This window comes from Bacillus basilensis (assembly GCF_050630465.1).
In the GTDB taxonomy this organism is placed as follows: domain Bacteria; phylum Bacillota; class Bacilli; order Bacillales; family Bacillaceae_G; genus Bacillus_A; species Bacillus_A basilensis.
In genome coordinates this window covers 21,943-45,064 of sequence record NZ_JBNTQO010000004.1, presented here as the reverse complement: position 1 = coordinate 45,064, position 23,122 = coordinate 21,943, and the positions used below count along the sequence as shown (strand labels likewise).

At 34.9% G+C, this 23,122-nt stretch carries 26 protein-coding genes; 15 read left to right on the top strand and 11 right to left on the bottom strand.

Translation table 11 applies throughout. The annotated features are described in order from the left end of the window. Window positions 1–164 precede the first annotated feature (164 nt). Complete coding sequence (locus tag ACQVV1_RS09585; protein WP_242255832.1) at window positions 165–749, bottom strand: DUF3238 domain-containing protein; 585 nt, start codon at window positions 747–749, stop codon at window positions 165–167. A 133-nt stretch (window positions 750–882) separates the two neighbouring features. Further along, complete coding sequence (locus ACQVV1_RS09580) at window positions 883–1,467, bottom strand: DUF3238 domain-containing protein (RefSeq protein WP_242255830.1); 585 nt, start codon at window positions 1,465–1,467, stop codon at window positions 883–885. Between the two features lie 146 nt (window positions 1,468–1,613). Here ACQVV1_RS09580 and ACQVV1_RS09575 point away from each other — a divergent pair, with 146 nt between their 5' ends. Next, window positions 1,614–2,084 (top strand): MarR family winged helix-turn-helix transcriptional regulator, encoded by a 471-nt coding sequence (locus ACQVV1_RS09575; protein ID WP_063223705.1) that lies wholly within the window; start codon window positions 1,614–1,616, stop codon window positions 2,082–2,084. 107 nt (window positions 2,085–2,191) lie between these two features. Here the strand turns inward: ACQVV1_RS09575 and ACQVV1_RS09570 are convergent, their stop codons facing one another. The 3 genes from ACQVV1_RS09570 to ACQVV1_RS09560 form a co-directional block, all read right to left on the bottom strand. Further along, a complete protein-coding gene (locus tag ACQVV1_RS09570; RefSeq protein ID WP_242255828.1) occupies window positions 2,192–3,454 on the bottom strand; it encodes a neutral/alkaline non-lysosomal ceramidase N-terminal domain-containing protein in 1,263 nt (420 codons plus the stop codon). A 107-nt stretch (window positions 3,455–3,561) separates the two neighbouring features. Next, window positions 3,562–4,977 carry a stage V sporulation protein SpoVR gene (gene spoVR / locus ACQVV1_RS09565; RefSeq protein WP_063223703.1) on the bottom strand — a complete coding sequence of 472 codons (1,416 nt, stop codon included), beginning with the start codon at window positions 4,975–4,977 and terminating at the stop codon, window positions 3,562–3,564. A gap of 114 nt (window positions 4,978–5,091) precedes the next feature. Next, complete coding sequence (locus ACQVV1_RS09560; RefSeq protein ID WP_000214810.1) at window positions 5,092–5,652, bottom strand: nitroreductase family protein; 561 nt, start codon at window positions 5,650–5,652, stop codon at window positions 5,092–5,094. Between the two features lie 240 nt (window positions 5,653–5,892). Between ACQVV1_RS09560 and ACQVV1_RS09555 the strand changes: the two genes are divergently transcribed. From ACQVV1_RS09555 to scrK, 13 genes are all read left to right on the top strand, one after another. Next, window positions 5,893–6,489, top strand: a complete 597-nt coding sequence (locus ACQVV1_RS09555; protein WP_242255826.1) for a hypothetical protein — start codon at window positions 5,893–5,895, stop codon at window positions 6,487–6,489. A 126-nt stretch (window positions 6,490–6,615) separates the two neighbouring features. Further along, a complete protein-coding gene (locus ACQVV1_RS09550; RefSeq protein WP_431168801.1) occupies window positions 6,616–8,133 on the top strand; it encodes a spore germination protein in 1,518 nt (505 codons plus the stop codon). Further along, window positions 8,130–9,212 carry a Ger(x)C family spore germination protein gene (locus ACQVV1_RS09545; RefSeq protein ID WP_063223700.1) on the top strand — a complete coding sequence of 361 codons (1,083 nt, stop codon included), beginning with the start codon at window positions 8,130–8,132 and terminating at the stop codon, window positions 9,210–9,212. The genes ACQVV1_RS09550 and ACQVV1_RS09545 overlap by 4 nt, the downstream gene beginning before the upstream one ends. A gap of 16 nt (window positions 9,213–9,228) precedes the next feature. After that, complete coding sequence (locus tag ACQVV1_RS09540; protein ID WP_063223699.1) at window positions 9,229–10,338, top strand: GerAB/ArcD/ProY family transporter; 1,110 nt, start codon at window positions 9,229–9,231, stop codon at window positions 10,336–10,338. A 45-nt stretch (window positions 10,339–10,383) separates the two neighbouring features. Then, window positions 10,384–10,893, top strand: coding sequence for a PCYCGC domain-containing protein (locus ACQVV1_RS09535; RefSeq protein ID WP_242255820.1), 510 nt, complete (start codon window positions 10,384–10,386; stop codon window positions 10,891–10,893). Between the two features lie 117 nt (window positions 10,894–11,010). Then, on the top strand, window positions 11,011–11,259 hold the full coding sequence (locus ACQVV1_RS09530) for a YhdB family protein (protein ID WP_001195459.1): 249 nt from the start codon (window positions 11,011–11,013) through the stop codon (window positions 11,257–11,259). A gap of 165 nt (window positions 11,260–11,424) precedes the next feature. Beyond that, on the top strand, window positions 11,425–11,844 hold the full coding sequence (locus ACQVV1_RS09525; RefSeq protein ID WP_000532269.1) for a disulfide formation protein C: 420 nt from the start codon (window positions 11,425–11,427) through the stop codon (window positions 11,842–11,844). A 12-nt stretch (window positions 11,845–11,856) separates the two neighbouring features. Next, complete coding sequence (locus ACQVV1_RS09520) at window positions 11,857–12,276, top strand: thioredoxin family protein (protein ID WP_000738460.1); 420 nt, start codon at window positions 11,857–11,859, stop codon at window positions 12,274–12,276. Window positions 12,277–12,348: 72 nt separating this feature from the next. Next, complete coding sequence (locus tag ACQVV1_RS09515; protein ID WP_063223698.1) at window positions 12,349–12,564, top strand: DUF1540 domain-containing protein; 216 nt, start codon at window positions 12,349–12,351, stop codon at window positions 12,562–12,564. 117 nt (window positions 12,565–12,681) lie between these two features. Next, a complete protein-coding gene (locus ACQVV1_RS09510) occupies window positions 12,682–13,668 on the top strand; it encodes a LacI family DNA-binding transcriptional regulator (protein WP_242255818.1) in 987 nt (328 codons plus the stop codon). Between the two features lie 129 nt (window positions 13,669–13,797). Continuing rightward, window positions 13,798–15,177: a sucrose-specific PTS transporter subunit IIBC gene (locus ACQVV1_RS09505; protein WP_242255816.1), complete on the top strand. Its 1,380-nt coding sequence runs from the start codon at window positions 13,798–13,800 to the stop codon at window positions 15,175–15,177. A gap of 14 nt (window positions 15,178–15,191) precedes the next feature. Continuing rightward, window positions 15,192–16,667, top strand: coding sequence for a glycoside hydrolase family 32 protein (locus tag ACQVV1_RS09500; protein WP_309259731.1), 1,476 nt, complete (start codon window positions 15,192–15,194; stop codon window positions 16,665–16,667). Further along, window positions 16,664–17,605, top strand: coding sequence for a fructokinase (scrK, locus tag ACQVV1_RS09495; protein ID WP_242255811.1), 942 nt, complete (start codon window positions 16,664–16,666; stop codon window positions 17,603–17,605). The genes ACQVV1_RS09500 and scrK overlap by 4 nt, the downstream gene beginning before the upstream one ends. Before the next feature lie 11 nt (window positions 17,606–17,616). Here scrK and ACQVV1_RS09490 read toward each other — a convergent pair whose 3' ends face one another. The 3 genes from ACQVV1_RS09490 to ACQVV1_RS09480 form a co-directional block, all read right to left on the bottom strand. Beyond that, window positions 17,617–17,868, bottom strand: coding sequence for a hypothetical protein (locus ACQVV1_RS09490; protein ID WP_000834195.1), 252 nt, complete (start codon window positions 17,866–17,868; stop codon window positions 17,617–17,619). A 103-nt stretch (window positions 17,869–17,971) separates the two neighbouring features. After that, the gene (locus ACQVV1_RS09485; RefSeq protein ID WP_309259730.1) at window positions 17,972–18,733 is read right to left on the bottom strand and encodes a L,D-transpeptidase; all 762 of its coding nucleotides are present in this window, start codon (window positions 18,731–18,733) and stop codon (window positions 17,972–17,974) included. Between the two features lie 66 nt (window positions 18,734–18,799). Further along, window positions 18,800–19,666 carry an SDR family oxidoreductase gene (locus ACQVV1_RS09480; RefSeq protein WP_242255809.1) on the bottom strand — a complete coding sequence of 289 codons (867 nt, stop codon included), beginning with the start codon at window positions 19,664–19,666 and terminating at the stop codon, window positions 18,800–18,802. Between the two features lie 201 nt (window positions 19,667–19,867). Here ACQVV1_RS09480 and ACQVV1_RS09475 point away from each other — a divergent pair, with 201 nt between their 5' ends. After that, the gene (locus tag ACQVV1_RS09475; protein ID WP_242255806.1) at window positions 19,868–21,169 is read left to right on the top strand and encodes an NCS2 family permease; all 1,302 of its coding nucleotides are present in this window, start codon (window positions 19,868–19,870) and stop codon (window positions 21,167–21,169) included. 96 nt (window positions 21,170–21,265) lie between these two features. Here ACQVV1_RS09475 and ACQVV1_RS09470 read toward each other — a convergent pair whose 3' ends face one another. The 3 genes from ACQVV1_RS09470 to ACQVV1_RS09460 form a co-directional block, all read right to left on the bottom strand. Then, complete coding sequence (locus tag ACQVV1_RS09470) at window positions 21,266–21,469, bottom strand: hypothetical protein (protein ID WP_242255805.1); 204 nt, start codon at window positions 21,467–21,469, stop codon at window positions 21,266–21,268. A gap of 124 nt (window positions 21,470–21,593) precedes the next feature. After that, window positions 21,594–22,448, bottom strand: coding sequence for a patatin-like phospholipase family protein (locus ACQVV1_RS09465; protein WP_063223689.1), 855 nt, complete (start codon window positions 22,446–22,448; stop codon window positions 21,594–21,596). A gap of 128 nt (window positions 22,449–22,576) precedes the next feature. Next, entirely contained in the window at window positions 22,577–23,038 is a 462-nt protein-coding gene (locus ACQVV1_RS09460) for a MarR family transcriptional regulator (RefSeq protein WP_431168800.1), read from the bottom strand. Between the last annotated feature and the right edge of the window lie 84 nt (window positions 23,039–23,122).

The window sequence follows — 23,122 nt, the reverse complement described above, 5'->3', positions numbered from 1 at the left end:
CACACACTCAAAACCTATACCTGTATGGGTATATAATAGAGTATAAAAAATTTAATTTCAATCAATATGTCTTTCTTTCACAAATTTGAAACAAATAAAAAAGAACTTAGACATCTCCAAGTTCTTTACAAATGAAGCAATCAATCGTTCCATTGTCATACTTTCTACAATCTCTTTGTAAAACTATACTCCATGTTCCCACCTAGCGCTGCCGCTGTATCACCAGTTTCTCTAAAATCATGTGTATATATTTTTTCAAATGAACCGAAATCTACTTGTTTATAAAATTCAAAACAAGGGAAACCATCATGCTCTCCTTGAACATCAATACTGCCGTCCTTTTTCACACATACATGTAATACATAATCCACAGGAGGTGCATATACATTTAATGGATTACTTGCACTCGCACTCATTTTGAATTGTACACCGTCAGAATTCCATGTGATATCAGCACACACAATATTTTCTGTACTTGCTTTCCCTGTTCTTTTACTCACAGAACCATCTGGACTTGTAACCTTCTCGGTCGTAATACCCGTGTTCGCATATGAAAACACTTCTTCTTTATAAAAATCAACTACTACCTCTTGCTCAACTCTAGAGCGCATCGTATTTACCGCATGTGGGGTAAATTCACGCGAATCACCTTCGAATTGAATTACTTTTCCTGTTTCCATATCCTTTTTGGCTTCAGTCCAAGACATTGGAATAAATACACTGGCTCTAATTTTCACGATGTTAGTCATAAGAAACACCTCTATAATTTTATTTTAGATACTGAATACTATTGAGTAAAATAGACCATAATTTCAATGCTAAAACCAATAAATTTCTCTTTTACTTTTCTACTTCCTTCTAAAAATAGCGCTATATTTATGTTTAGACTGTCGTTTTAAAGTTATATTCCATCTCTCCAGCTAGTGCTGCTGGAGTATCATTTGTTTCTCTAAAATCATGTATATATATTAATTCAAATGAACCAAAATCTACTTGTTTATAAAACTCATAGCAAGGGAAACCATCATGTACACCTTCAACATGCACAGTACCACTTTTATTAACTCGTATAGCCAACAAATAATCAGCTGCAGGTGCTGCCGCATTTAACGGATTACTGGCACTTGCTCTCATTTCAAATGAAACTTCATCCTCGCCCCATACGATATTAGTACATACAATGTTTTCTGTACTTGTTTCTCCTTTTTTATGCTCGGTTGAGCCATCTGGATTTGTAATCTTCACTGTGACGATACAAGCATCTGCATATGTGAAAATTTCTCTTTTATAAAAATCAATATTCACTTCTTGTTCTAATCTTGAACGCTTTGCGTTCACCGCGTATGGTGTAAACTCACGTGCATCTCCAGCATATTCAAACGATCTTCCTGTTGCAGGATCCTTAATAGGTTCCAGCGATGCATATGGTGCAAAGACACTCCCTCTAATTTTTACAATATTAACCATGTGAAACCTCCATTGATTCTATATTATATAAGTCATTATTTGTTCTACCAACAAAATATAGTCAATTTGATTGACTATATTGTATATAGTACAATAGGTATTACATATAGTCAACTTAATTGACTACAAGCGCGGAGGTTATATATATGGATCAAACATTTAACGAGTTAGATCTTACATCGCTTTTATCATTATCATTTAGCACATTAATTACTGAGCTACATGACAGATTAAGTGAATTGGGATTTAAAGATATTAGACCAGCACATGGTTTTATGTTCAAACGCATCCTTCCTAATGGGGCAACTGGTATAGAGCTAGCTGAATATTTAGGGGTTTCCAAACAAGCTATAAGTAAAATGGTGGATTCTCTTGAGAATAGTGGCTACGTTACACGTAAAACACACCCTACTGATAAAAGGGGTAAAATCATTGTTTTAACCGAACGTGGTTTAGCAGTAATGAAAGCAAAAGAAGAAATAGTAGCTGAAATAGAGCAGCGATGGATTGAAAATATAGGTACAGAACGAATGCAAATGCTAAAAGAAGATTTAACAACATTCGTTACTAAAGAAAATACAGAGAAGTTATCATCAAATATACGACCTGTCTGGTAAACAAAAACGAATCCACTTTGATTCATCTTTTTCAAAATGGATTCGTTTTCTACAGATATATTAAAAATCATTAATTTCTTTAAATTTTATTCTACTGAATATATTTTTTACGCGTTATATAATTCCATAACTCTCTTCACAACCAACTCCGCTGTGTTCTCCTCCGGTGGCATCAATAAATTCGTAGTTACCCCATACACAATAGGATTCAACTCTACTTCATATCCACCATATACAAATTCTTCCGTTGTCGGCAAGTAACCAATATATCCGTTCATATATCCACCAAAGAAAACTAGTTCATTTTGAAGACGCTCTTTCACTTCTAATGACATTTCCGAAAAAGGTTCCATCGGTATACCGGAGAACATACCATCATTAACTTGAAACAGTTGCACTTCTAAATCAATACTTAACTGCCACATACCTTGCTTATATTTCTCTAAAACGATAGTAAGCCATTCATCCGTATTCACGCCCCACTGCTTCTCAGCTAACTGGGCCATGCTTCGTATCTCATCAATTTCAGGAATATCCTTCAACTTCATTTGCATCGTACTCGAAATCGTTCTTACAGTTACAATCGGGTTATATGTAACTGTCGATAACATCGTTAATACATGTCCACTAAGCATGTAAGCCATTTGTGTTAATGCTTCCCTAGAACCACGATACTTCGCATTCACATTTCCAGCAGCACCTTGCACAATAATAATAGGGCAGTTTACTATTCTCTCAAGAATCTCTCGCGCCATCCCGGGATAATCTGCTGATAATACATCACTATCACCTTTTAAAACATTCGGATGCGCCGTACAAAACACTATAATCCCAGATAACTCTTTCGTTTCAGCATCTCTTATTGCCAACATCCCAATCCGTTTATCTACAACACCCTCTATATTTATTCCCATCTTTGCTCTTCCATCAGATGTTCTCTCTCTTCTGTTTACCCCAATACCACCTGTCGTAACACCCCAGCCAACTTCACATCGCTTCAAGTTTTTATTCGCAGTAACAGCACCATGCACTACATTATTTACTAAAATCGTTTTATACGATTGCACTAGCGGATCATCACCGACTGTCTCTGGACCGGAGTGCGTATGAGTATAAACAACCGTTATTCGCTCAAATGGTACATGAAGCTCACTCGCTACTCGCTCACGAATCATATTCGTATCTTCTACTAACATCCCAATATTATCAATGCTTATAAATACAGTTTTCATTTCACCTTTTTCAAATACAAAAACCGTCCCATAAATACGCTCTTCAATATTATTTATTCCTGTCTCTCTATGATATCCGACAAAATCAATACCTATAGGCGGCGTAATATCCACCTTACATACCCCTACTTTGCTCATTTGAACCTCTCCATTTCTCTATGTAACTCCCTTTTTCAAGAATAGCATATTTGACCTTGTTCCAAATAAAAAAGAACGAACATAGCATTCTATGTCCGTTCTTTCCTTCACACATACTTCCGATGTACCATCTTCCCATCATAAGAAAACACAACGCCCTTACTCTCCACAATTGACTCCATATGCACTGTTCTTCCCCACAGCTGATGAAGATATGGTAATACCTTTTCTAAGTATTTTAAATCAAGCTCGATTCCTTCGTAACTATGTTTAATGTATAATTCTCCGTTCTTTAAGTAGTCTCCGTCTTCTACTACTAGGTACGGGAAGCCGCCATTTGTACGCATATTTACGAGTTGATCACGCACATGTTCCCACTCTTTATCTATTACTTTATACTCTTTTCCTTGGCGCTGGAATAAGTACATATCTTCTCGCATTACGAGGTCTTTATTTAAATAGTTTCTTAAGAACGATACATCCCATTCAATTTCGCGTACTTCAAAGATTTTGTCACGACCAGACCCTGGTTTTACACCACGGCGTTTCATTTCTTCTGTCGGGTTGTTATAGCGTTCTTCAATATCTTCAAACATTTTAATACCGAGGTAGTATGGATTAATGCTTGTTTTTGATGGCTGAACGACACCCGCATTAAGCTTTGCAAATTCGATCGCTTCAGAAGATGTTAAGTCCATTTCACGAAGTATGCGCTGGTGCCAGTAGGAAGCCCAGCCTTCGTTCATAATCTTCGTTTCAAGCTGCGGCCAGAAATATAACATTTCCTCGCGCATCATCGTTAATATGTCCCGCTGCCAATCTTCTAGCTCACGGCTATATTCTTCAATAAAGAGGAGCAAGTCTTTCTCTGGTTGCGGTGGAATCTTCTTCTTTTTGCGTATATTGGATCGTTCTCTCTTTTTGTTTCGATCATCTAAATTCCATAGATCATCGTATTGTGATACCTTTTTCTTTTCTACTTCTTCTTCTAAATCATCAATACTCCACGCAAGTTTTGGGCGCATGAGCGAAGGATCAATGTGCTCTTGAATGGCAAGTACGGCATCTAAAAATGTTTCTACTTCTTCTTTTCCGTACTTATGCTCATATGCTTTCACCCGTTCAGCTGTCGCTGACATACTTTCTACCATATCTCGCTTCGTATTTGAAAAACGAATATTATTTTTAAAGAAATCACAGTGCGCTAAAACGTGCGCTACAATTAATTTATTTTGAATTAACGAGTTCGTATCTAGTAAAAAGGCATAACATGGATCAGAGTTAATAACGAGTTCGTATATTTTACTAAGACCTAAATCGTATTGTAATTTCATTCTGAAAAACTGTTTTCCAAAACTCCAGTGTGAAAACCGCGTTGGCATCCCATATGCACCAAATGTATAAATAATTTCCGCTGGACATATTTCATAACGCATCGGATAAAAATCAAGCCCAAATCCAGTCGCAATTTCCGTAATTTCCGCAATCGCATATTGCAGTGCTTTATCGTCACTTGCTCTCATTATTTTCCCTCCTTACACTTTCCCTTAAGAAAGTGTATGATTGAGAACAAGCTTTCATGAGGATTGATTGCATAATAAAAAGACACCCTCGTAAAAACGAGAATGTCTCATCTATTAACCCTCAATAATCTCCATCTTCTCCGTAATCGGTGTACGAGCTTTTCCTTCTGGTGCTTTATCGAAATAGCCAAGATGAAGAATTCCAACAATACGTTGGCCTCTTGTTAAACCGAGTCCTTCTATAAATAATGGGTTGTAGTTCAATCCGCCTGATTTCCAAACACAACCTAATCCACGCTCCCAAGCAAGAAGTTGGAAGTTTTGCATAAATGCGCATGTTGCAGCGTAATCTTCGTCACGTTGAATTTGACGTGGATCTTCATTTATATATACAACGATTTGTGCAGGTGTGCTTAAGAAACGATCAGATAAAATTTTACCCCGTTTCGCTCTTTCTTCTTCTGTGAAAGAGTTTAATACTGCATCTACTAATTTCTGACGGCCTTCTCCAATGTATAATTTACAATTCCATGGTTCACGGTGTTTATGATTCGGTGCCCATGTTGCGTCGTTTAATAATTCAATTAATAACTCTTTGTCTACTGCTTTATCTGTAAATGTACGAACAGAACGTCTTTCTTTAATCACATTTGCGATGGAAGTATATGTAGTCATATTTTTCTCTCCCTTATTTTTATCTATATGTATAAGATTATTTTTAGTATTGATATTGATTTTCAATTTCGATTATACCTTAGTTTTTTACTATTAATCAATGTTTTATGTTGGAAAACTTTCAAAACATCATTCCATCATCCTGTGAATAAAAAAACTTAGCTTGTTCACAAGTTTTTCACATTTTATGGAAATGATATGTATAAAGTTTTCCACATTATCCATCTAGGAGGAGTTTATATGTACAAAAAAATCGCAGTAAGTATGACTATGGCAGCGTTATTATTTGGGGCAACCGTCTTCCCTACCTTCGCTGCTACGCCAAAAGAAGTAACATTGCATCACCATAAGCCTATTTCAGAAGAAGAAATGCAGTCACTCGAAAAACTCGGCTATAACAAACATGAAATTTGGAAAGCTGCCCACATTGCAAGAATTAGTAAAAAAGAAATAAAAGACGTTTTAGCTTACTATAAACAAAATAAATCTTGGGAGAAAACAGCCGAATATTTCGGTGTAGATCCAAATAAATTGAAAAAGCATCATATGAATAAAGAAACAAAAAAAGCACTACTGCAAGAATTAGCAAATATGCAAAAATCTACACCAGATGGACTAAAACAAAAAATGAAAGAATATAATATCGGATTACGTCAGCTCACGGTATTAACAATCATCTCTCAAAAAAGTAATACTCCCCTTAATGATGTACTAAAAATGAAAAAAGACGGAATGGATATTAAACAAATTGCAGAAAAATTAAATGTAAACAAAGAAGATATACGCGCAGAAATGATTAAATTAGTAAAGTCGATTAAGGAAAAGAAAACAAATTAACACGCCAAAAAGGAAGAGATTTTCAATACTCTTCCTTTTCTTTATGAACTTTCAATTTTCAAGTATAAATTCCCGTCTTTCCCAAAAACTAACACAAGTAAATGATATATGTTAGGGGGTGGGAAAATGTTCGGTTTATCATCTAAGAAATCTAAAAAGACTAATACAAAAACACTTTGTTCTATTCCAGAATTTATACAAACCCTGACAGAATCTAGCGATTTTGTCTCTTATAACGTACTTGAAGATGAAACGTTATGCTTGTTTTATTATAAATCTGTCGTGGAAGCACTTATTATTAAACAATTCATTTTAACTCCTATAAAAAAGGAATCGGAACAAATCCAAAACATCTCTGATTTATGTAATATCGTCTCTATTGAAGATATTATTACCTCCCCTTCTATTGATGATATTCGTGAGAAATTATTAGGTGGATATATTTTAATACGCTTAAAAAACAATTTGAATCCCGATCAATATGCTTTAATTCGTGCCGAGAGTACTGTTTTAGGAACACGATTATATAACGATACAGAAAATGAGTATAGCGTAATCGGACCTAAAATCGGTTTCGTTGAAAACCTTGATACAAATATACACTTATTACGCCGAAACATTGTAACTGAGCAACTCATTTTTAAAGAAGTTACCGTGGGGTCTATGTCAAAAACGAAAGTAGCAGTTGCTTATATAGACGGAGTTACAAATGAACAATTTATCAATACTGCAATACAACGGCTAGAGGACATTGACTTTGATGTCCCATTTGATGCAACTATGATTGAGCAATTTATTAGTGATAATAGCAATTCACCTTTCCCTGTTCTATTACCTACAGAACGATTAGATCGAGCTGTATTTGCTTTAATTAACGGAGAAGTTTTAATTTTAACAGATGGCTCTCCATATGCTTTATCAGGACCAACAACGTTACTGGATTTTTTCATTTCACCAGAAGATTATTATTTACCGTGGATGATTGGATCTTTCTTTCGTATTATTCGTTTTTTCGGAGCTATATTTTCTCTTTTTTCCTCCGCTATTTATACAGCGGCTTTAACATATCATTATCAAATGATTCCTGCCGATTTACTAGGTCCTATTATTTTCTCAAGGGCTAACGTACCTTTCCCTCCTATTCTAGAAGCACTCTTTTTAGAAATTACAATCGAATTGCTTCGTGAAGCGGGAGCGCGTTTACCGACAAAAGTCGGACAAACAATTGGGATTGTTGGTGGGATTGTAATTGGACAAGCATCTGTTGAAGCAGCTTTAACGAGTACAATTCTATTAATTGCAGTTGCTTTATCCGCCCTTGCATCTTTCACAACACCGACTGTGAAGATGTCTTCTACTATCCGTTTGTTACGCTTTCCGCTTATTCTTTTAGCTGGCGCATTCGGAGGATTAGGCCTTATTGTCGGATTTGTATTTATTTTAGCTCATTTAATTAAATTAAAATCACTTGGATCACCTTATTTATTACCTTTATATCCATTTCGTGGTTTAGGTACAGCAGAAGGTTTTCTTCGATTACCATTTAGTCAAACGGCACAAAGACCTTCTTTCCTTAGACCAAAATCAAAATGGCGTTATAATCCGAATAAAGCAAAACAGAAACGTGATGGTGATAATGAATGAAAAAACTTTTATTGTACCTTATTATTATCTTTTTCATTCTACAAACTGGCTGTACACAAACGTATATAGTGGATGCACAGCGTATTATTCATATTGTTGGATTCGACATCACAAAAAACAAAAGATTCCAAGGGACTATCTTATTCCCAGAGTACACACATGGTGTAAAGTCTAAACCAGAAACTCAATCAACATCTGCCCGTTCACTTGAGACGATCGCCTCACGACTAAATGCGAAATCTCCTCACAATGTTGTTGTAGGTCAAATGCGTGTCGTCCTATTTGGAAAGGCTCTAGGAGAACGCGGAATGGGAGAAATTATTACTAACTTACAACGTGACCCAAATATCGGGCGTGATGTACAACTAGCAATTGTAGATGGATCGGCTGAAGAACTTTTAAATTACGGAAAAAAAAATGGATCGTTATATATTGCTGATTTACTCGAGCAAAATATAAGAAATGAGAACATTCCACAAACCTCATTAAACATTTTTTTATATAATTACTACTCTTCTGTATGTGATGCCTACGTCCCCTATATTAGAATGGGCGATAATCATTCTGTCGCTGTCAAAGGACTTGCTTTTTTAAAAGGCGATAAAGTCGTTATGTATACGGATAAAAGACATTCTGTTTTAGCAAAATTACTTATTAATCCTACGAAAAATGGACGTTACGAGGCAGCGATAACAAAGGATAAGCATAAAGGTATGGTTGTTATACAAAACTTAGCTGGGAAAAATAAATATGATATAGATCAAACTGGCGACATACCTAAGGTAAAAATCCATTTAAAATTAAATGGATTAATTAAAAACTCTCCTGATTGGATTGATTTAAGAAAAAAAACAAATATCAATTATATAAAAAAACAAATTGAACGAAATGTTGAAAAAGACTGCGAAGATTTAATAAAACAATTTCAAGAAAAGGAAATTGATCCTTTAGGAATACGAGATGAAATTAGAAGCCATACGAGAAAATGGAATATAAAACAAATTCGAAATATGTATAAAAATGTAGCAGTGGATATAAATTTAGATCTTAATATTGTACAATCTGGAATCGGGGAATAGTGAGGTGAAATAAGCAATGAATACAATGAGTAAAGCAAAGACAGTCTCTCCATACTTTGCATTTATCTTATTACATTCTCTTCAAATCGGAATAGGAGTTCTCGGATATCAACGTGTAATTTTAAAAAACGCTGGTTATGATGCCTGGATTTCTCTCATTATTGCGGGAATTGCAACTCATATTGTGCTGTTTTGTATGTTAAAAATGTTAGAAAAAGATGGAGATTTAATTAGCATTCACACAACAACTTTTGGAAAATGGATTGGTTCTATATTTTCCATGATTTTTACTCTTTATTGCTTATTATTCTGCCTTACTGTTCTTCGTACATATATGGAAGTAATACAAGTTTGGATTTTCCCTACTATTAAATTATGGAAACTTACACTTATGTTTTTATTAGTCACTTACTACATTATAAAAGGCGGCTTCCGCTCTGTGACAGGGATATGCTTTTGGGGTATTGTACTTCCTATTTTCGTTGTATTCTTTTTAATCTATCCAATGAAATATGCTCATTTTCGTAATATTTTACCTATTTTTACACATTCACCTGTTGACATACTTATATCTGCAAAACAATCTGCATTAGAGTTTCTTGGCTTTGAAACAATTCTTATCTTCTATCCACTTATTGAAAAAGGAAAATCTTTAAAAAGATGGGCTCATGCAGGAATTGTTTTTAGCACTTTAATTTATGTAGTTTTAGCTATTGTATCTTTTATGTATTATAGTGAAGGACAATTAAATCATACTATTTGGCCTACTTTAACAATGTTGAAAATAATTAAAGTTCCTTTCATTCAACGGTTTGAATATATTATTATTTTTGTTTGGTTTTTAATTATTTTGCCGAACCTTTGTTTAACTATTTGGTCATCATGTCAAACGATGAAGCGTTCATTTCATATTTCATTTAAATTTACATTACCGTTTTTTATTTTCATCGTTTTTATAGCTTCTTTATTTTTTAAAAACCGTGAAAGTATAAACACATTAAATACAATACTATCTCAAGCTGGCTTATATATTGTATACGCTTATATCCCGATTTTATTTCTATTCCATTCACTACGATGGCATTTCAAAAATCGGTCAAAAAAATCTTCACCCGACACACCATAATCTCTGATACAATTTGATTAATACATTTGTAAAGGGGACAAGCGTATGAAGAAATATGTATTTTCTTTACTTGCAGTACTGAGTTTAATTCTTGCTGGATGCGGAAGCAGTGGTACAAATGAAAAAAAATCATCTGAATCAAAAGAAGAGCACGACCATGCATCGCACACTCAGCAAGCTGACATTCAAGAGAAAACAAAAGGAGTCGACACACTTCCTACCTTCCTAGACAAGCTTGATCCACAAATGAAAGATATCTACACTGTCGCTGGACAAAATGCAGAGCTATTAAATTGGATTCCATGTTACTGTGGTTGCGGTGAAAGTGTAGGACATAAAAATAATAAAAATTGCTTTATTCGTGAAATTAAAAAGAATGGTGAAGTTGTTTGGGATTCCCATGCAACGACTTGCGTCAATTGCTTAGAAATCGCTGTTGAATCTGCTTCGATGAAACAAAAAGGAAAATCAACGCTTGAAATTCGTAACTATATCGATAATAAATACAAAGAAGGTTATGGCAAACCAACACCTACGCCAATGCCAAAAGCTTAAAAAACGAGGACACACCTCGTTTTTTTTCATTCACTTTTTTTCTTAACAAATTCTTTCAAGTGTATTTCTCCTTACTTATCACACACTATATATAACTCTCGGTAAGGAGGGTACACAGTGCAAACATATAACGATTATGATAAAGCTCTCTATTACACGTATTGCTGTAATTGGGATAAATTACTCGTTCTCATGGTTCAAACGAACGATCAATTATTTTCTAAGCGTATTGAGCATTTTTTACACGCTTATCAATACAGTAAAGAACTGCCAGAAGTTGATAAACAATTGCAGCTCCTATTTCAATATATTGACCACGCATCCCAAAAGTCACATGTAGAAGAAGTAGAGCAAATTCAAATGTAAAATATAGCGCTATTCTCTTCTGGAGAATAGCGCTTTTTTAAAATGTTTATATCAATAAAAGTTTTCCCTTATAAAACTTTTATTGATAAACATATTTTTTCTTTCTTTTCTGTGCCACTTCATACTATAATTTAGTATGTAACTATTATAAGTGAGGTATAAAATATGGGACGAGAAAAAAAGCAAGAATATGCTTTACTTACCGCTTGGGGAGCTTCTTTTATCGCTACACTAGGAAGTTTATACTTTTCCGAAATCATGAAATTTGAGCCTTGTGTCCTTTGTTGGTATCAACGTATTTTTATGTATCCATTCGTGTTATGGCTCGGTATCGCTGTAGTAAAAAAAGACTATCGCATCGCAAGTTATTCTTTACCAATTGCAAGTATTGGTGCTTGTATTTCTTTATATCACTATGCGATTCAAAAAATCGCAGCATTTTCAGCTGCTGGGGCCGCTTGCGGTCGTGTACCATGTACGGGAGAATACATAAACTGGTTCGGCTTTGTGACAATCCCGTTTTTAGCACTTATCGGCTTTATTACAATCGCTGTTTGTAGCTTTATTGTCATCAAAAACAAATAAGGAGATGAAAGAATGAAAAAAATGCTTATATTTGGCGGTATTATTATCGTCTTATTTGCGGCAATCTTTGCTGTAACACAAATGGAAAAGAAAAACGCATCGACAGATGAAAAAGGTTACTACTCAAATAAAATTTCTCTTGAGGATCTCAATAAAAATATAGAAGATAAAAAAGAACAAACGATTTACTTTTATCAAACCTCTTGCGTTCATTGTCAAAAGGTCTCTCCTATTGTTGTACCTTTAGCGAAAGATTTAAATGTTGATATGAAGGTAATTGATATTGAAAATTTAAACGAGCCTTGGGATAAATACAATATCCAAGGAACACCGACAATTATTCATTTTAAAGATGGTAAAGAAGTAAGCCGTATTAGCGGAGAACAATCAAAAGAAAAATTCAAAGAATGGTTTGAACAAACGAAGAAATAACGAGAAAAGGAAACTCCTTCTACACATGAAATGGGCGTAAATTCCCAAACTAATGTATAAGGAGGGGGTTTTATGCCAGAAGTAAGATGCTCTGTTTCCAATTGCTCATTTTGGGGACAAGGTAACTTTTGTCAAGCCAGTGCGATTATCGTTCAGCCAGATGCAGATGAATCGGGTCAAACTGAAAATGATTCGTATACAAGTGCAGTTTTAACAAACGAGACGCTAGAAAGTTCTGTAGCAACGAGTGTAGAAACTTGTTGTCATACTTTTAAGCCAAGATATTAACACATACTCCACCTCATATACGTGAGGTGGTTTTTTCTTTTCCTCTTCTTGTTTACGTCCTCCCCAATTCTCCCTATAATAAAATTAATATTTTTATGAATACGAAGGTGAAATAATATGACTAAAACAATTGCAGATATCGCCAAATTGGCTGGAGTTGCAAAAAGCACAGTTTCTCGTTACTTAAACGGTGGATACGTAAGTGATAAAACAAAACTTAAAATCGAAAGTATTATTCAAGAAACAAATTTTTCTCCCAATACATTTGCTCAAAGCTTAAAAGCAAAAACAACAAATTTAATTGGTGTTATTATCCCCCGATTAGACTCCTTCGCTACAATGAAAACACTTATTGGGATTGATAATACGTTACAGGAAAATAACTATCAAATGCTTGTAGCAAATGCAAATCAAACAATTGAAACTGAAATACAAGCAATGGAAAACTTTATAAAACAAAGAGTAGCTGGCATTATTTTATTAACCAAAACTTTAACAAATAAGCATCAACAAATTATTGCTAATTCAAATATCCCTATTTTATTCGTTGGGCAAGAATATAAAGATCAATATTGCCTCGTTCATGATGATTATGATGCAGCTTATGAGTTAGGAGCATACGTGTTATCACAAGGGCATAGAAATATCGCCTATTTAGGAGTAGAAAAAGATGATATTTCTGTTGGTATAAATCGAAAAAACGGTTTTCAAAAAGCCATTGAAAATTTAGAACCAACTTGCAGTGTTTGTTATTACGAAACATCTTTCCAAATAGAAGATGCCATGAAACAAGTACAACATATTTTAAGTAATAACCGTCCAACGCTTATCGTATGTGCTACAGATAACATCGCACTTGGGGCAATGAAAGTCATTCACTCCCATTCTCTTTCTGTACCAAATGATATTTCTGTAACAGGATTTGGGGGATATGATATTTCAGAAATGGTACACCCTAGCTTAACGACAATTGCGTTTGACTATGAGTATGCCGGAAAGCTTGCTGCCACTTCTCTTTCACAGCTTGTCGAAAACAAAACTATACCAAAAATATTACACTCTCGTTATACATTAAAAATCCAAGAAAGCGTTGACAAAATTTAAAGGCACTCTATAATAAAAATAAAACCGGTTCCACATAAAAAAACAGGATTCTTCACATCAATTCCCTGTTTTTTTATTTTAACTACTTACGGAACCGGTTCCATAAAAATATAGTAAGGGGGAATTTTTATGAATATGAAACAAATTGCAACACAAGTATTACAAAACATCGGTGGAAAGGAAAACATTGTTCGCGCTACACATTGCGCTACTCGCCTTCGTCTTGTACTAAAAGATGAAACCAAAATAAACGCCTCCGAAATCGAAAACATCGATGAAGTGAAAGGTGCTTTTGCAACGACTGAACAATACCAAATTATTTTTGGAACTGGCATAGTAAACAAAGTATATGATGAATTCTCAAAACTAATTGGGATAGCCGAACTAGATTCTACAACATCAAACGATATACCTAAGAAAAAAATGAATCCTATCGCCCGCCTAGCAAAGACACTATCCAATATTTTTGTTCCAATTATTCCAGCTATCGTCGCAAGCGGTTTACTTATGGGTCTACTCGGAATGTTGAAAGCGTTTAAATTAGTTGCTGGAGATCACTCACTTATCCAATTACTTGATATGTTCTCAAGTGCAGCTTTCATTATTTTACCTATTTTAATTGGAGTGAGTGCCGCTAAAGAATTTGGTGGAAATATTTTCTTAGGTGCAGTTATTGGTGGTATATTAACTCACCCAAGCTTAACAAATCCTTGGACTCTTTCAAATGCAAAACCAACTGTTTTACATTTCCTTGGTATGGATATTGATATGATTGGCTATCAAGGTACTGTTTTACCTATTTTATTATGCGTATATGTTATGAGTACAATTGAAAAAGAACTTCGAAAACGTGTTCCGAACTCTTTAGATTTATTAGTTACACCATTCTTAACAATTATTATAACTGGCTTTTTATCACTTATTATTATCGGACCAATTGGATATAAAATCGGTGACGGCATTACGTACCTTTTAAATACAATTTATCAATTTGCAGGACCAGTAGCTGGACTTATATTCGGCGGATTGTATTCAACAATCGTTCTTACTGGCTTACATCATAGCTTCCACGCTATTGAAGCGGGCTTACTTGCAAATAAAGATATCGGTGTCAATTTCTTACTCCCTATTTGGTCAATGGCGAACGTTGCTCAAGGTGGGGCTACTTTAGCAGTTTATTTCAAAACAAAAAACAAAAAAACGAAAGAAATTGCAATTCCAGCAGCAGCTTCAGCATTTTTAGGAATTACGGAACCAGCTATTTTTGGTGTCAATTTAAAACTGGGTAAACCATTTATTGCAGCAGCTATTGGCGGCGCAATTGGAGGCGCTTACGTTGTCTGGATGCAAGTAGCAGCTAACGCATACGGTTTAACAGGTATTCCGATGCTTACAATTGTTGCACCTCTTGGCATGATGAACATGATTCACTATATAATTGGCTTCGCTATTGCAGTTATCACTGCTTTTGTTGCCACATTCATTTTATATAAAGAAAGTAAACAATAGCGAGGAGAAAACCTATGTCAAAATATAAAACAATATTGCAATCTGATAAAGACGAATTACATTCTTTATATGAAATTGCAAACCAAGATTCATGGAAACCAATTTATCATATCCACCCATCCTTTGGACTAATGAATGATCCTAACGGTGTATCATACTACAATGATGAATATCATGTTTTTTATCAGTGGTATCCATTTGGTCCCATTCACGGAATGAAGCATTGGGGGCATGTGAAATCAAAAGATCTTATTAACTGGGAGCGTATGCCTGTAGCTATCATACCTACTGAAAGCTATGAATCGCACGGTGCATATTCTGGGAGCGCTATCGTAAAAGACGGACTTCTTCACTTACTGTATACAGGAAATATAAAAAAATCTGATAATTCCCGTGATGCAAAACACTGTATGGTAATAATGGATTCTCAATATAAGATGACGAAATATAGTAATAATCCTATTATTGATGTAATCCCTGACGGATATACAAAACATGTGCGTGATCCAAAAGTATGGAAACATAACGATATATACTATATGTTACTCGGTGCACAACGCAAAAATAAAACTGGAACTCTTTTACTATATAAGTCACAAGACCTATACAATTGGAATTTCCAAGGTGAAATTACAACAAACTTAAAAGAATTTGGATTCATGTGGGAATGCCCCGATTACTTCCAATTATCGGGGAAAGATGTACTTCTCTTTTCACCTCAAGGAATTGAAAAAGAAGAAGAAAATTTCCAAAATGTATACAATGTTGTTTATGCTATAGGCCATTTCGATATTGAAAATTTACATTTCCATGTTGATTCCTATTACGAGGTTGATAAAGGATTCGATTTTTATGCCCCTCAAACTTTAGAAGACTCTACTAGTCGTCGCCTATTGTTTGCTTGGGCAGGATCAAGTGAAATCACATATCCTTCTGATGATTATATGTGGGCTCATTGTTTAACACTTCCACGTGAATTAACATTAGAAGATAATATCTTAAAACAAAAACCAGTTTCAGAATTAACAAAACTACGAACAACAAAAAAAGAAATTTCAGGAGATATAACAGCTGGATTAAACGTATTATCAACGCTTGATAATGAAGGATCCTATGAATTAATTGTTACCCTTAAAACAGAAGATGCAAAGCGTTTTGGGCTTTCTCTCTTCCACAATGAGGAGGAATGTTTTCCAATTACATTTAATCGGAAAGAAGGTACTGTTTCTATAGACAGGAGCAACTTCTGCCATCAATTTGGCGGAGAATATGGTTATGAACGCTATAAAAAAATTAATATTCAAGATACGATAGAACTACAAATATTTGTAGATAAAAGCATCGTGGAAATTTTCTTATGCGATGGTTCAACAGTCTTTACGTCCCGAGTTTTTCCTCGAAAAGACTTGAAACATCATATAGCAATCTTTTCAGATGCAAAACTAAACTTTATCATTACACAATATAAGCTGAAAAGAGGGATTGTATGAGAAATGTCTTTTGTATCGGTGAACTATTAATTGATTTCGTTTGCCGAAATACCAATGTTTCTTTAGTAAACGGTTCAAATTTCGAAAAAAAGGCTGGTGGAGCACCTGCTAACGTTGCTGCTGCTATTACAAAATTAGGTGGACACGCTACATTTATGGGACAAGTAGGAAACGATCCATTTGGTGAATTTCTTGAACAAACTTTACAACATGCATATGTGGACACTTCCATGCTCATCAAGGATAAACAAACCACACTTGCATTCGTATCTATCGATCAAAATGGTGAGCGTGATTTTACCTTTATGCGTGGCGCAGACGGTGAATATCATTTCAATAGCATTGATTTATCAAAAATAAAAACGAATGATTTAATCCATTTTGGTTCAGCGACAGCTTTATTGTCCAGCCCGTTAAAAGACACATATTTTCAACTTCTACAACATGCAAAAGAAAGTGGCCAGTTTATTTCTTTTGATCCAAATTACCGAAATGCGCTCATTACAAATACCGAACAATTTATTCAAGATTGCTTAACTTTTATAAAACATGCTCATTTTGTAAAAGTAAGTCAAGAAGAAGCGATTATGCTTTCTAAAGAGAGTGATTTACAACAATCTGCACTCAAATTATTAAATCATGGTGCGAAAGCCGTAGCTATTACACTCGGAAAAGACGGTACTCTTCTTGCAACAAAGGATAAGCAAACTATTGTACCTTCTATCTCTATTCAACAAGTTGATACTACTGGCGCTGGTGATGCTTTCGTTGGAGCAATGTTATACCAAATTGCTAAAAGTGAACAAATGTTTCTTCATAATTTTGAAGATTTAACAACGTTTATCTCCTTTGCAAATAAAGTAGGTGCTCTCACATGTACAAATTACGGAGCCATTTCCTCTCTTCCATCATTAACAGATGTAAAAGCATACGAGTAATCGTATGCTTTTTACATTCCCCTCCAAAAATCATGCATAATAAAAAAGTACAAAATAACGAGAACGGCCGTCCCGCATAAGGTAATACGCCGATATATACTCTTCTCCCCTTCCCTTGCCTTAACAAACGCCCAAATAAATCCGAAGAACAATATTAAATCAACATATGGAACATAAAACGAAAATACGAGAAACGCATACAAATACACGATAAATAAACAGGTCGTTACTAAGAAAACTTTAAACGCAAATTCACTTTTCATAATGTAACCGCCCCCTATCTGTACTGTATTATATTCAGCAAAATACAATAGTTGCAGTTAAACTCAAAGTAGAAATAAGCTACCGTCTATAATACGGTAGCCATTACGGAACATTATATTTCCGTTTATATATATTACTTAAAGTCGAAGAAGGAATTTGTTCATAACGAATTTTTCCTCCTGTTTCATCCACAATATACAAATTGTTTCCTATATAATATATTCCATCTTTTCGTTTTGAGTACACTGCATATCTTTCGTTTGGTAATACTGTTTTCACTTTCGTTAGCTGCCCATTTGGTTCTTGCCAATATATATCGGCACGGTCTACTAACGTAAGCATGCCAATTTGCTCTTCTTTTACTTTACGACCACTCCAACTCACAACGCGGTAACCAAGCTTATTTGCTTCATATTCAGGGCTCGTATGAAAACGAGAAATGATTACTTTTGTTTGTAATTGGACTCGATCATATAACCACTGTATATCCCTGTCATGCATGCGAATACACCCATTTGATTCCCTACTTCCAATCGTCCATTCCCGATTTGTCCCATGAATCGCATATTCATTCTTATCTAGCCCAAGCCATCTCGTACCAAGAGGGTTATTTGGTGCACCCCCAGCTATTTTTTTTCGATGGTATTCTTTATTTTTATATTTAGTTATAATACAAAAATTACCTTCAGGCGTAGGTGTACGATCTCTTCCAGTTGTTACGGGGAATGTTTTTGTATAATTTCCATTTTCAAAAAAAGACAACTGGTTTGTCGTAAGATTCACTAATATTAAATGATCTGTATCAGCAAAAGCACTAACCGGTAGGATGAAAAATAATAGTATGACGAAACATAACTTTTTCATCTATATCCCCCCTAGCGCTCACTATAATAAGTGGAATTAACTTTACTTTGCTCTTATAAATGAAAACTATCCATTTACAATAACTCCCCCATTTACATGTATCATCTGCCCCGTAACATAGGATGAATCCCCAGACGCTAAGTATACGTATGCTGGCGCTAATTCATATGGTTGACCAGGCCTCTGCATCGGAACATTGCTCCCGAACTGTGATACTTTCTTCTCATCAAAGCTTGATGGGATAAGTGGTGTCCAAATTGGCCCCGGCGCAACACCATTTACACGAATCCCTTTTTGCACTAACGATTGAGAAAGTGATCTTGTAAAAGCTACGATCGCTCCTTTCGTTGCGGAATAATCAATTAACGTTTCATTTCCTTCATACGCAACGATAGATGCCGTATTTATAATGACATCCCCTTGCTTTAAATGAGAAAGTGCTGCTTTCGCAACGTGAAAATAAGAAAAAATATTAATACGAAACGTTTTTTCTAACTGTTCCGCTGTAATATATTCTAATCCTTGCTGCGGATATTGCTGCGCGACATTATTTACTAAAACATTTAAGCTGCCTAACTGCTGTATGGTCTCTTGCACAATATCTTTACAATGCTGTTCATTACTTAAATCACCTGGCAACAATACACACTTTACGCCTTCTTTCTCAACATATTGTTTCGTCTCATTTGCATCTCCCTCCTCATCTAAATACGCAATCGCAATATTTGCCCCCTCTTTCGCAAAAGCAATGGAAACAGCTCGTCCAATTCCACTATCTCCACCTGTAATTAATACGTTCTTTCCTTTTAACTTTTCGCTTCCTTTATAATTGGGATCTTCAAACTGTGGTAGAGGATTCATTAATGATTCAATGCCAGGCTGTTTATTTTGATGTTGTGCAGGCATTGTTACAAAGTTTTTTTGCTGCGGCATAGCTTCTTTCAACTCCTTTTCCTTATCATGTGCATAATAAAACCTGAAATTCACACATCATGTTACGATTAATATTCGAATTTAAGACACAAAATATGAATTGTTGTAAACTTTTTATGTAAAACTATTGCAAAATAGTTAAAAAGCGAATATTATATATAACTGTTGTGAAAATTATTCGTAAACAGAAAGGATGTTTATATGTTTAACCTTTCAAAACATAAAACTTCTATTAAAACTGAAATTATGGCAGGTATTATTACCTTCTTAACAATGGCATATATCATTGTGGTAAACCCTGTTATCCTTGGGGATGCAGGTGTTCCATTTGAACAAGCATTTACAGCAACAATTATCGCTGCTGTTGTCGGAACATTATTTATGGCAATCTTTACAAACTTACCAATCGCAATTGCACCAGGTATGGGATTAAATGCTTACTTCTCTTACTCTGTTGTAAAAGCTCATGAAGGCATGACTTTCGCAATTGCATTCTCTGCTGTATTCGTAGCAGGTATGATTTTAATTTTGTTATCATTCACATCTTTCCGTACAAAATTAATGGAAGCAATTCCTGAAAACTTAAAACATGCAATTACTGCTGGTATCGGTCTTTTCATCGCCTTTATCGGTTTACGTTTAACAGGTATCGTTACAAAAAATGAAGCAAACTTAGTTGGGCTTGGTGACCTTCACTCTGCTCCAGTACTACTAGCATTAGCTGGACTTGGAATTACAATTGTCCTTATGTCTTTAAATGTAAATGGCGCACTATTTATCGGTATGCTATTAACTGGTGTTATTGCTTTCTTCACAGGACAATTAACATTCTCAAACGGTGTTACATCAATGCCAGGATTACCAGAAGGAATTATCGTTTCAAATCCAATCACTGCTGTATCTGACGTAATTAACTACGGATTATACGGCGTTGTATTCTCATTCTTCCTTGTTACACTATTCGATACAACAGGTACATTACTTGGCGTTGCTCAACAAGGTGGATTTATGAAAGACGGAAAGCTTCCAAAAGCTGGACGTGCTCTTCTATCTGACTCATTCTCAGCAACAATCGGTTCTATGTTCGGAACAACACCATCAACAGCTTACATTGAATCTTCTGCTGGTGTTGCAGCTGGTGGTCGTACTGGTTTAACAACAGTTACAGTAGCTGTTCTATTCGCACTAGCAGCATTCTTCGGACCATTAGTAAGTGCCGTTTCTGGTGTATCAGCTATTACTGCACCATCATTAATTATCGTTGGTAGTCTTATGATGGGTTCAGTTCGCCACATCGATTGGGACGCATTTGATGAAGCATTCCCAGCATTCTTAGTAATCTTAAGCATGCCACTTACATCAAGTATCGCAACAGGTATCGCACTTGGATTTATTTCATACCCACTTATGAAAGTGGCAAAAGGTAAATTCCGTTCTGTTCACCCACTTGTATATGTATTTGGAATTTTGTTTGCTTATCAATTGATTTTCTTACCACATTAAAATTCCTCTTTTTGAGGGATTTTTTTATACATAAAAAAATAGAGCATCGAATTTCGATGCTCTACTTTCCTTTTACAATAATCACACGAATTACTTTTAACACTTCTCATTCACCTGTAATTCATTACTATACTTTTGAATAAAAACTGATGAAATAACCATTATCATCCCTACACTACACCCAATAAGCTGATCCAGTAGCATTTCATCGTGAACGAACCAGCGTAGTAAAAATACCCCACCAAAAATAAGCAATATAGTAAATCCAGTATATCTAAGTCCTTTATATACATTTTCCATATGTATCACCTCTCCACATACTTTTATCCATAATATACCATAACAAAAACGCGCATAACCAATATTTATAATTAAAACCAATAATAAAAAGACTGCAGAGAAATTCTTCTCCACAGCCTTTTTATTATTTTTGCAAAAACGCCTGCAAATCTGCAAACTGTCTCTTTGCATCTTCATAGCCTTGCTCATATAAACTTTGTAGTTTTATCGCATCTTTTTCCATACGATCTACTTGAAGCGGCACTTCTGGACGAATAACAAATAAATTACCCGCTTGCTCTTCTTTTTCAATGTAGTGAAGTGTTTCATTATACACTTCATAACGACTCAGCATCGTGTTAACAAGGTTCGGATATTTTTTATATGCTTTCGCTGCAACCCAGCCAAATTTTGATTTCTTTTTTGCATAACCATGATTTCTCGTCAAAATAACGACTGATTTTTTAAATCCATCCTCCTGTGCTTTTCGAACTGGAATTGGATCAGAAATCCCGCCATCTAATAATTGCTTACCACGGTAATTTACTACTGGTGCAATGAAAGGTAATGAGCTAGACGCTTGTAATAAATTTAGCGCATCATCATTCGTTCCCTCTTTTTCAAAATAAACAGACTGTCCTGTTTCACAATCCGTTGTTCCTACAAGAAAGCGTTCGGGACTATTAAAATATGTTTCAAAATCAAACGGCACATGCTTTTCTGGTATTTCATGAAAAATGAAATCCATATCAAATAACTGACGTTTTCTCCATAAGTTTTTATACGATAAATACTTCGGATGTGATACATAGTCAATATTGACCGTTTTATTTCTATTTCTTTGTCTGGAAAGATACGACGCTGCATGACAAGCACCAGCTGATACACCGACTACATATGGAAAATATAAATCTTGTTCCATAAAGTATTCTAGTATCCCGCCCGTATATACACCACGCATACCGCCGCCTTCTAATACTAACCCCGTATTTTCAAGCATGTTATTCTCTCCTCTTTATATATTGACTCTTTAATTATTCACTATGTTAAGTATCTTTTTCTATTATATATGAGTTCTTTTAGAAATTATATTCAAACGGCTTGAAATGAAGGAGTTTTTTCTTCCAATTATATTTCCAAATGATCGGAGACATCCTTTATAAACCTTTGAATAAAGTCTTGCTCTTCTTTCGTATATCCATCTAAAAGTAACAGCCACTTTTCTTCAGCTTGTTTATGCAATTTATCATGAGCTTTATATATTTCATTTCCGCTTTCCGTTAAGCGGAAAAAAATTTCTTTTTGATTATCTAACATTTGTATCTTCTCAACGAATTGCTTTTGAAACAACTTTGTACAAATTTTAGAGATTGCGCCCTTCGTTATTCCCATTTCTGTCGTAATTGCCGTTACATTCATCAGACCATTTTTCCCGATACACTCGATCACATGTAACTCAGATAAAGACATACCACTTACACCTGTCTCACGAAGAAACTTCTCATTTTGTCCTTTCAAATGTTCTTCTTTTTTATGCAAAAGTGTACGAATGTCCGAAAGTATTTCCATTTGCTTCGTTGCATAATCCAATCCGTTCGCCCCCTAAGTTTCCAAAGAAACAATTTCACTATATACCATTTTAAAATCATTTTTTCATATTTACAAGTGAGAAAA

Coding starts and splice junctions, on each gene's coding strand:
- ACQVV1_RS09465 (WP_063223689.1), bottom strand. CDS start 22,448: ATGCTTGAAAATACGGGGTTAGTATTAGAAGGCGGCGGTATGCGTGGT.
- ACQVV1_RS09580 (WP_242255830.1), bottom strand. CDS start 1,467: ATGGTTAATATTGTAAAAATTAGAGGGAGTGTCTTTGCACCATATGCA.
- ACQVV1_RS09585 (WP_242255832.1), bottom strand. CDS start 749: ATGACTAACATCGTGAAAATTAGAGCCAGTGTATTTATTCCAATGTCT.
- scrK (WP_242255811.1), top strand. CDS start 16,664: ATGAGAAATGTCTTTTGTATCGGTGAACTATTAATTGATTTCGTTTGC.
- ACQVV1_RS09575 (WP_063223705.1), top strand. CDS start 1,614: ATGGATCAAACATTTAACGAGTTAGATCTTACATCGCTTTTATCATTA.
- ACQVV1_RS09550 (WP_431168801.1), top strand. CDS start 6,616: ATGTTCGGTTTATCATCTAAGAAATCTAAAAAGACTAATACAAAAACA.
- ACQVV1_RS09560 (WP_000214810.1), bottom strand. CDS start 5,652: ATGACTACATATACTTCCATCGCAAATGTGATTAAAGAAAGACGTTCT.
- ACQVV1_RS09520 (WP_000738460.1), top strand. CDS start 11,857: ATGAAAAAAATGCTTATATTTGGCGGTATTATTATCGTCTTATTTGCG.
- ACQVV1_RS09500 (WP_309259731.1), top strand. CDS start 15,192: ATGTCAAAATATAAAACAATATTGCAATCTGATAAAGACGAATTACAT.
- ACQVV1_RS09485 (WP_309259730.1), bottom strand. CDS start 18,733: ATGAAAAAGTTATGTTTCGTCATACTATTATTTTTCATCCTACCGGTT.
- ACQVV1_RS09540 (WP_063223699.1), top strand. CDS start 9,229: ATGAATACAATGAGTAAAGCAAAGACAGTCTCTCCATACTTTGCATTT.
- ACQVV1_RS09525 (WP_000532269.1), top strand. CDS start 11,425: ATGGGACGAGAAAAAAAGCAAGAATATGCTTTACTTACCGCTTGGGGA.
- ACQVV1_RS09545 (WP_063223700.1), top strand. CDS start 8,130: ATGAAAAAACTTTTATTGTACCTTATTATTATCTTTTTCATTCTACAA.
- ACQVV1_RS09570 (WP_242255828.1), bottom strand. CDS start 3,454: ATGAGCAAAGTAGGGGTATGTAAGGTGGATATTACGCCGCCTATAGGT.
- ACQVV1_RS09555 (WP_242255826.1), top strand. CDS start 5,893: ATGTACAAAAAAATCGCAGTAAGTATGACTATGGCAGCGTTATTATTT.
- ACQVV1_RS09505 (WP_242255816.1), top strand. CDS start 13,798: ATGAATATGAAACAAATTGCAACACAAGTATTACAAAACATCGGTGGA.
- ACQVV1_RS09515 (WP_063223698.1), top strand. CDS start 12,349: ATGCCAGAAGTAAGATGCTCTGTTTCCAATTGCTCATTTTGGGGACAA.
- ACQVV1_RS09470 (WP_242255805.1), bottom strand. CDS start 21,469: ATGGAAAATGTATATAAAGGACTTAGATATACTGGATTTACTATATTG.
- spoVR (WP_063223703.1), bottom strand. CDS start 4,977: ATGAGAGCAAGTGACGATAAAGCACTGCAATATGCGATTGCGGAAATT.
- ACQVV1_RS09480 (WP_242255809.1), bottom strand. CDS start 19,666: ATGCCGCAGCAAAAAAACTTTGTAACAATGCCTGCACAACATCAAAAT.
- ACQVV1_RS09475 (WP_242255806.1), top strand. CDS start 19,868: ATGTTTAACCTTTCAAAACATAAAACTTCTATTAAAACTGAAATTATG.
- ACQVV1_RS09510 (WP_242255818.1), top strand. CDS start 12,682: ATGACTAAAACAATTGCAGATATCGCCAAATTGGCTGGAGTTGCAAAA.
- ACQVV1_RS09535 (WP_242255820.1), top strand. CDS start 10,384: ATGAAGAAATATGTATTTTCTTTACTTGCAGTACTGAGTTTAATTCTT.
- ACQVV1_RS09490 (WP_000834195.1), bottom strand. CDS start 17,868: ATGAAAAGTGAATTTGCGTTTAAAGTTTTCTTAGTAACGACCTGTTTA.